The organism is Promicromonospora kroppenstedtii DSM 19349 (genome assembly GCF_000515355.1).
Taxonomy (GTDB): Bacteria; Actinomycetota; Actinomycetes; order Actinomycetales; family Cellulomonadaceae; genus Promicromonospora; species Promicromonospora kroppenstedtii.
Genome location: NZ_KI911761.1, coordinates 30566 through 39167, shown reverse-complemented (window position 1 = coordinate 39167; position 8602 = coordinate 30566). Strand labels below are relative to the sequence as shown.

At 73.0% G+C, this 8602-nt stretch carries 9 protein-coding genes; all 9 read left to right on the top strand.

What is annotated here, in order from left to right; all coding sequences use genetic code 11:
• Positions 1-595: tyrosine-type recombinase/integrase (locus PROKR_RS28755; RefSeq protein ID WP_036970895.1), on the top strand; the 595-nt coding region annotated here is incomplete at its 5' end.
• Positions 596-696: 101 nt separating this feature from the next.
• Complete coding sequence (locus PROKR_RS28750; RefSeq protein ID WP_051433472.1) at positions 697-1593, top strand: ParA family protein; 897 nt, start codon at positions 697-699, stop codon at positions 1591-1593.
• Positions 1577-2668, top strand: coding sequence for a segregation and condensation protein A (locus PROKR_RS28745; RefSeq protein WP_036970893.1), 1092 nt, complete (start codon positions 1577-1579; stop codon positions 2666-2668). Before PROKR_RS28750 ends, PROKR_RS28745 begins: the two co-directional genes overlap by 17 nt.
• Positions 2665-3330: an SMC-Scp complex subunit ScpB gene (gene scpB / locus PROKR_RS28740; protein ID WP_051433471.1), complete on the top strand. Its 666-nt coding sequence runs from the start codon at positions 2665-2667 to the stop codon at positions 3328-3330. Before PROKR_RS28745 ends, scpB begins: the two co-directional genes overlap by 4 nt.
• 75 nt (positions 3331-3405) lie before the next feature.
• Complete coding sequence (locus PROKR_RS28735) at positions 3406-4335, top strand: pseudouridine synthase (RefSeq protein ID WP_036970891.1); 930 nt, start codon at positions 3406-3408, stop codon at positions 4333-4335.
• 56 nt (positions 4336-4391) lie between these two features.
• On the top strand, positions 4392-5108 hold the full coding sequence (cmk, locus tag PROKR_RS28730; protein ID WP_036970888.1) for a (d)CMP kinase: 717 nt from the start codon (positions 4392-4394) through the stop codon (positions 5106-5108).
• A gap of 81 nt (positions 5109-5189) precedes the next feature.
• The gene (der, locus tag PROKR_RS28725; RefSeq protein ID WP_036970886.1) at positions 5190-6734 is read left to right on the top strand and encodes a ribosome biogenesis GTPase Der; all 1545 of its coding nucleotides are present in this window, start codon (positions 5190-5192) and stop codon (positions 6732-6734) included.
• A 69-nt stretch (positions 6735-6803) separates the two neighbouring features.
• On the top strand, positions 6804-7853 hold the full coding sequence (lgt, locus tag PROKR_RS28720) for a prolipoprotein diacylglyceryl transferase (RefSeq protein WP_036970884.1): 1050 nt from the start codon (positions 6804-6806) through the stop codon (positions 7851-7853).
• 101 nt (positions 7854-7954) lie between these two features.
• On the top strand, positions 7955-8602 hold a 648-nt coding region (locus tag PROKR_RS28715; protein WP_245606012.1), incomplete at its 3' end, for an MFS transporter.

Below are 8602 nucleotides of genomic sequence, written 5' to 3'. Positions count from 1 at the left end.
CCCGACCCAGATGCGGCGGCTGCCGCACGCCCTGTCCGTCGACGACGTCGCCGGACTGCTCGACGCCGCGGGCACCGGCGACGGGCCGCTGCCGCTGCGGGACCGGGCGCTGCTGGAGCTGCTGTACGCCACGGGCGCGCGGATCTCCGAGATCGTGGGCCTCGACGTCGACGGCGTGGGGGACAGCACCGCAGTCCGGCTGCTCGGCAAGGGGTCCAAGGAGCGGGTGGTGCCCGTGGGCTCGTTCGCCCGCGACGCGCTGCAGGCCTACCTGGTGCGGGCCCGTCCTGCGCTGGCCGCGGCCGGCCGGGGCACGCCCGCCCTGTTCCTCAACACGCGCGGCGCGCGCATGTCTCGGCAGACCGCCTGGGCCGCGCTGCAGGCCTCCGCCGCGCGGGCCGGGCTCACGGAGCATGTCTCGCCGCACACCCTGCGGCACTCGTTCGCGACCCACCTGCTGTCCGGCGGGGCCGACGTCCGCGTGGTGCAGGAGCTGCTGGGACATGCCTCGGTCACGACCACGCAGATCTACACGATGGTCACCCCCGACGCCCTGCGCGAGGTCTACGCCGCCGCCCACCCCCGGGCGCGCTAGCCGAACGACGCCACGCCGGGGCTTCGAGCCGGGCAGCGCCCACACTCTGGTATAGCGTGGCGGGCGTGAGCGAGGCACCCAGCCCGGAAGGAGCGAGCACGATGACCGACATTCTTCTCGGCAAGACGGTCGTCGGCGCTCCCGACGACTCGGAGATCGTGCGCGACGTCGTGGGGCGGGTCATGCCGGACCTGCCCGAGCCGGCGCCCCTGGCGAGCCACGGCCCGGCGCGCATCATCGCGATGTGCAACCAGAAGGGCGGCGTGGGCAAGACCACGACGACGATCAACCTCGGCGCCTGCCTGGCGGAGTACGGGCGCAAGGTGCTGCTGGTCGACTTCGACCCGCAGGGCGCCGCGTCGGTCGGCATCGGCGTCAACCCGCACGAGCTCGACCTGACGGTCTACAACCTGCTCATGGAGCGGGGCGTGGAGGTCGGCGACGTCGTGCTGCCGTCAGGCATCGAGAACCTCGACGTGCTGCCCGCGAACATCGACCTGTCGGCCGCGGAGGTGCAGCTCGTGGGCGAGGTCGCCCGGGAGTCGGTGCTGGCCCGCGCCCTGCGCCCGGTGATCGACGACTACGACGTGATCCTCATCGACTGCCAGCCGAGCCTCGGGCTGCTCACCGTGAACGCTCTGACGGCGGCGCACGGCGTGCTGATCCCGCTGGAGTGCGAGTTCTTCGCGCTGCGCGGCGTCGCGCTGCTGGTGGAGACCATCGAGAAGGTGCGGGACCGGCTCAACCCGGCCCTCGAGATCGACGGTATCCTCCCGACCATGTACGACTCGCGCACTCTCCACTCCCGGGAGGTCGTGGCCCGGGTGCACGAGGCCTTCGGCGACACGCTGCTGCACTCGATCATCGGGCGCACGGTCAAGTTCCCCGACGCCACGGTCGCAGCCGAGCCCATCACGGCGTACGCGCCGGGGCACCCCGGCGCCGCCGCGTACCGTCAGCTCGCCCGGGAGCTCGTGGCCCGTGGCGACGCTGCCTGAGGCGGAGGTGGCGCAGGGGGCCGACGTCGTGCAGGTGACGGCGGAGCCTGAGGTGGCGCAGCCGGCCGACGTCGTCGAGGCGCAGCCCGCCGAGCGGTCGTCGTCGCGCATGTTCCAGGTGCGGCTGCACAACTTCGAGGGCCCGTTCGACCTGCTGCTCTCGCTCATCGCCAAGCACCAGATGGACGTCACCGAGGTGGCGCTCGCGGTGGTGACCGACGAGTTCGTGGCGCACATCCGCGAGGCGGAGCGGGCCTCCCGCGACGCCGCCGAGCGTGGCGAGGTGCACGAGTCGTGGGACCTCGGCGTGGCCAGCGAGTTCCTGGTGATCGCCGCGACCCTGCTGGACCTCAAGGCCGCGCGCCTGCTGCCCGGCGTCGTCGACGAGGACGCCGAGGACCTGGAGCTGCTGGAGGCCCGCGACCTGCTGTTCGCCCGGCTGCTGCAGTACCGCGCGTACAAGGAGGTCTCCAAGGTCCTCGCGGACCAGATGGCGTCGACCGGACGGCGCGTGCCGCGCCTCGCGCCGCTGGAGCCGCACCTGGCGGCGATCCTGCCGGAGCTGGTCTGGGACACGACGCCGGAGCGGCTGGCCGAGCTCGCCGCGAAGGTGCTCGCGCCCAAGCCGCCGCCCGTGGTCGGGCTCGCGCACCTGCACGGCTCCGCGGTCAGCGTGCGCGAGGAGGCCGGCGTCATCGTCAAACGGCTGCGGGCCGAACGCTCGGTGACGTTCCGGTCGCTCACGGCCGGGACGGAGCGCCTGGTGACCGTGGCCCGGTTCCTGGCGCTGCTGGAGCTGTTCCGCGACGCCCTGGTCGGGTTCGAGCAGGTCAGCCCGCTGGGCGAGCTGACGGTCCGGTGGACCGCCGGGCCCGGCGACGGCGGCAAGTACCTCGACCCGGCGGCCGGCCCGAGCGAGTTCGACGAGGACGACGCCCCGGCGCCCGCGGAACCGGCCGACGTCACGGTGACGGACACGACGGCGACCGCCACCACGGCAGCCGAGGACACCACAGCAGACGCGACAGCGGCGCACGCGGACCTCGCGGGGCCCGGAACGGAGGCGACGGCATGACCGTCGAGGAACACGCCCCGCAGGCCGAGCTGGACGCCGGGACCGCCGCCGTCGCGACCACCGCACCCGAGGAGCCCGTGCTCGTCGACGTGCACACGCTCCCGGGCGGCGCGCACGCGGCGGTCGAGGCCGTGCTCATGGTGGCCGACGCGCCGATCGGCGCCGACCGGATCGCGGCCGCGCTGAACCTGACGCAGGACGAGACCGACGACATCCTGCACGAGCTGGCCGACGAGTACGCCGGCCACCTCGGCTCGCGCCCGCGTGGGTTCGAGCTGCGCCGCACGGTCGACGGCTGGCGCATCTACTCCTCGACCGCGCACGCCGACCCCGTGGGGCGCTTCGTGCTGGACGGCCAGTCGGCCAAGCTGAGTCAGGCCGCGCTGGAGACGCTCGCCGTGATCGCGTACCGTCAGCCGGTGACGCGTGGCCAGATGAGCGCGGTGCGCGGCGTGAGCGTCGACGGCGTGGTGCGCACCCTGCTGACCCGCGGGCTGATCGCCGAGATCGGCCAGGACCCCAGCACGGGTGCGGTTCTGTTCGGAACCACGGGATACTTCTTAGAGCGGATGGACTTCTCGTCGCTCGACGAGCTGCCCCCGCTGGCGCCGCACCTGCCGGACCTGGACATGATCGACGGCCTCGACGGGCTGGACTCCTAGTCCTGCCCGAGGCCCCTACGCCAGCCACGCGCGCGCCCTTTCCCGTAGATCTTCCCCCGTACCGAGAGACGAATCATGAGTAACGAACGCCGCGGCGGGAGCCGCCGCGAGTCCGGTGACGGCCAGCAGCCGCGCCGCCCTGCCCGTTCCGGCAAGCCGGGCGGCAAGCAGGGCGGTCAGAACTTCCGTGGGGGCAGCTCCGCGAAGAGCCGCGCCCAGGCCAACGCGCCGCGCCGTCGGCCGGCCAAGCCCACCGAACCGGCCCGTGACGTCCACGTCGAGGACGGTGTGCGCCTGCAGAAGGTGCTCGCGCAGGCGGGGCTGGGCTCGCGCCGTGCGTCGGAGGAGCTGATCGCGAACGGGCACGTCGAGGTGGACGGGCAGATCGTCACCGAGCTCGGCGTGCGGGTGGACCCCGCCACCGCCGTCATCCACGTGGACGGGCTGCGCATCCAGCTCGACCAGGACAAGGTGACGATCGCGCTGAACAAGCCGCTCGGCGTCGTCTCCACGATGGACGACCCCAAGGGCCGCCCGACGGTCGCGGACCTGATCAAGAACCGCGAGGAGCGCCTGTTCCACGTGGGCCGGCTCGACGCCGACAGCGAGGGCCTGCTCCTGCTGACGAACGACGGCGAGCTCGCCAACCGCCTGTCGCACCCCAAGTACCAGATCGCCAAGACCTACCTGGTCACCGTCGAGGGCGAGGTCTACCCGCGCGTCGGCCGCGAGCTGCTGAAGGGGGTCGAGCTGGAGGACGGCGTCGCGAAGATGGACGCCGTGCACGTGCTCCAGCAGATCGACGGCCTGGCGATGCTCGAGGTCGTGCTGCACGAGGGCCGCAACCGCATCGTGCGCCGCATGTTCGACGCCGTCGGGCACCCGGTCAAGCGCCTGGTGCGCACGCGCATCGGTCCCATCCCGCTGGGCGACCTGAAGGCAGGCCGCACCCGCGTGCTGGGCCGGACCGAGCTCGGCACCCTGATGAACGCCGTGGACCTGTAGCCTTCCGGGCCGAACACCCTTTCACCCGAACACCACTCAACGAGAGCGAGTTATCTGTGACCAGCCCCGTAGTGATCGCCATCGACGGGCCGTCGGGCTCCGGCAAGTCGAGCGTGTCGAAGGCGGTCGCGGCGCGGCTCGGCCTGGCCTACCTCGACACGGGGGCCATGTACCGGGCGGCCACGGTGTGGAGCATGGAGACGGCGGACCTGGCCGACGCCGCGGCGGTCACCGCCGCGGTGGGCGTGATGCCGCTGGTCATGGGGCTGGACCCGGAGGCGCCGGGCGTCGAGCTGGACGGCCGCGACGTGGCCGAGGTCATCCGCACCACCGAGGTCACGACCAACGTGTCGAAGGTGGCGTCCAACCTGGACGTGCGTGCCGAGCTCAAGCGGCTCCAGCGTGCCATCATCGACCAGGAGTCGGGTCCGGCGGCCGTGCAGTCGGGCGGCCGCGGGATCGTGGCCGAGGGCCGCGACATCACGACGGTTGTGGCGCCCGACGCCGACGTCCGGGTGCTGCTCATCGCCTCGGAGGAGGCGCGCCTGCGGCGCCGGTCCCTGGAGGTGCACGGCGCGGCGGACGCGAGCGCGGTGGAGGCCACGAAGGACCAGGTGCTGCGCCGCGACCAGGACGACGCCAAGGTGACGCAGTTCCTGGTCGCCGCGGACGGCGTGGTGACGGTGGACTCCAGCGACCTCGACTTCGAGCAGACGGTCGAAGCGGTGCTCGCCGTGGTCGCGCAGGCTCGGGCGGCCGCCAGCACGGTCTGACGGCGCGGTCTGCCGGCGCGGTGGGGTAGGTCATACGCCCGCGGGTCGGCCGGAGCGGGTCGGGCCTGCGACAATGGGCGCATGACCCACGACTCCTCTGCATCCGAGGCTGCCCTGAACGCGGTGGCCGGAGACGATGCTGCCCTGGACGCTGCCGCTCCGGTCGCACCGGACCTCGACCTCACCGAGACCGAGGACGACGTCGCGCGCGAGCGCGCCCTGCGTGTCGGCCTCGAGGAGTTCGAGCTCGACGAGGAGGACCAGGCGCTCCTGGACTCCGAGTGGTCCGACGAGGAGTCCGAGGCCGAGCAGATCCTGCCGGTGCTCGCGATCATCGGCCGCCCGAACGTCGGCAAGTCGACGCTGGTGAACCGCATCCTCGGCCGCCGCGAGGCGGTCGTGGAGGACAAGCCGGGCGTGACGCGCGACCGCGTGTCCTACCCGGCCGAGTGGGCCGGCCGCCGGTTCATGCTCGTGGACACGGGCGGCTGGGAGGTCGACGTCGCGGGCATCGAGTCCAAGGTGGCCGAGCAGGCCGAGGTCGCGATCTCCCTGGCGGACGCCGTGGTCTTCGTGGTCGACGCCGCCGTGGGCGCCACCGCGACGGACGAGCGCGTCGTGGAGCTGCTGCGCCGCTCCGGCAAGCCGGTCGTGCTGTGCGCCAACAAGGTGGACGGCGCGTCGGGCGAGGCGGACGCGGCGTACCTGTGGGCCCTGGGCCTGGGGGAGCCGTTCCCGGTCTCGGCCCTGCACGGTCGTGGCACGGGCGACCTGCTCGACGCCGCCGTCAAGGCACTGCCCACGAAGTCGGCGCACGGCACGCTGCGGCCCTCGGGCCCGCGCCGCGTGGCGCTCGTCGGCCGGCCGAACGTCGGCAAGTCGTCGCTGCTGAACAAGATCGCCGGCTCGGAGCGCGTCGTCGTCGACGAGGTCGCGGGCACCACGCGCGACCCGGTCGACGAGCTCATCGAGCTGCGCGGCATCCCGTACTGGTTCGTCGACACCGCGGGCATCCGCCGTCGGGTGCACCAGACCAAGGGTGCCGATTTCTACGCGTCGCTGCGCACCGCCGCCGCCATCGACAAGGCGGAGGTGGGCGTGGTGCTGGTCGACGCTTCCGCCCCGCTGACCGAGCAGGACATCCGCGTGATCCAGCAGGTCGTCGACTCCGGCCGGGCCCTGGTCATCGCGTACAACAAGTGGGACCTCATGGACGAGGACCGCCGCCCTTACCTCGAGCGCGAGATCGAGAAGGAGCTGGTGCAGATCCAGTGGGCGCCGCGGGTGAACCTGTCGGCGCGCACCGGCTGGCACAGCGAGCGCCTGGTCCCAGCGATCGAGCGGTCGCTGGCGTCCTGGGACCGGCGCATCCCCACGGGCAAGCTCAACTCGTTCCTGGGCGAGCTCGTGGCCGCGCACCCGCACCCGCTGCGGGGCGGCAAGCAGTCGCGCATCCTGTTCGCGACGCAGGCCTCGACGCGTCCGCCGCGGTTCGTCATCTTCGCCACGGGATTCATCGAGGCCGGCTACCGCCGGTTCATCGAGCGTCGCCTGCGCGAGACGTTCGGCTTCGAGGGCACGCCGATCGAGATCTCGGTGCGGGTGCGGGAGAAGCGCCGCCGCTGACGGCGCTCCGGCGGCGCGGCACGCCGGGCCGATGCCCACATCAGGGCCGGATCGCGGTACCTTCGGGTCGTGCTTCCGGCCAGTATCCCCAGCCCTGACCCGGTGTGGTCCCAGTTCAGCCTGGGCCCCCTCACCATCCACACCTACGCCCTGTGTCTGCTGGCGGGCATCGTCGCCGCCGCGTGGATCACGGACCGGCGGCTCCGCGCGCGCGGAGCCGCCCCCGGGATCGCGATCGACATCGCGATGTGGGCGGTGCCGATCGGCATCGTCGGCGCCCGGATCTACCACGTGCTCACGCACCTCGGTGACTTCACCGGCCCTGGTGTGGACCCCTGGGCCTGGGTGCGGATCTGGGAGGGCGGCAACGCCCTGTTCGGCTCGCTGCTGGGCGGCGCGCTCGGCGTCTGGATCGGCTGCCGCATGTCCGGCCTGCGCTTCTGGTCGTTCGCCGACGCGCTCGCGCCCGGCCTGCTGGTGGCCCAGGCGATCGGCCGCCTCGGCAACTACGTGAACCAGGAGCTGTTCGGCCTGCCCACCACGCTGCCGTGGGGCCTGGAGATCCGCTCCGACGCGCCGATGTTCCCCGCCGGTACGCCCGAGGGCACCCTGTTCCACCCGCTGTTCCTGTACGAGATGATCTGGAACCTCATCGGCGTGGCGGTGCTGCTGTTCATCGAGCGCCGCGTGGTGCGCCGCAACGACGCCCTTCTGGCCGACGGCGGCACCCCCGGGGCGGGCCTGCGCTGGGGCCGCATGTTCGGCCTGTACCTCATCTGGTACGGCCTGGGCCGCAGCTGGCTCGAGTCCATCCGCATCGACCCGACGAGCGACGCGCCGCTGGGTATCCCCGCGAACATCTGGACGTCGGGTGTCGCGGTGCTGCTGGGCGTCGCCATCATCGTCGTGCAGGGCCGCCGCCACCCGGAGCCGGAGCTCTCGGTCTACGTGCCGGGCCGTGAGCCGGAGGACGAGGACGCCGGGAACGGGGCCACCGGCGACGAGGCCGAGGCCAGGAAGGCCGACAAGGAAGCTGAGGCGGAGCCCACGGCCACCGAGCCGGAGGCCGACACCGCCGACGCGGACGCGAGCCCTGTGGACCCGGCCGGGAGCAAGTAGCCCGGGTAGCACCTACGCGGGCGTGGGCGAGGTTCGGCCTGTGCGCACCCTCACAGCCGCGCAGGTTGTTCGCCCGGGCATCTGATGCGGAGGATGTGGTCATGCCGCCAACGCCTCCCGGGGACACCCCTGCCGCCGACCGGCTCCCCGTGGGGCCGCGCACCTGGTGGCCCGTCGCGGCCGTGCTGGCGGCCGTCGCGTGGGGCGGCAACGAGTTCACGCCGCTGCTGGTGATGTACCGCGAGCAGGGACACATCGGCGACGTCATGGTCGACGCGCTCCTGGCGGCGTACGTGTTCGGCATCGTCCCGGCGCTGCTGCTCGGCGGGCCGCTGTCGGACCGGCACGGCCGCCGTCCGCTCCTGCTGCCCGCCGCGCCGATCGGTGCCCTGGGCTCCCTGGTGCTGGCCCTGGACCCGACCAGCCCGCTGGTGCTCGCGGTCGGCCGCGTGCTGTGCGGCGTCGCGCTCGGGCTGGCGATGGCAGTGGGCAGCACCTGGATCACCGAGCTCAGTGCCCGTACCGGGAGCCGCGCGGTGGGTCCGCGGCGCGGCTCGCTGTCGCTGACCACGGGGTTCCTCGCCGGCGCGGGCGCCGCCGCGATGCTCGCCCAGTTCGGTCCGTGGCCCACCCACCTGACCTACGTGGTGCACGCGGCGGGCGCCCTGGTCGCAGGCGCCTGGTTGCTGCGCGTGCCCGAGACCAACCCCGGCCGGCAGCGCGCCGAGCGCGGGCCGCTGCGCCACGAC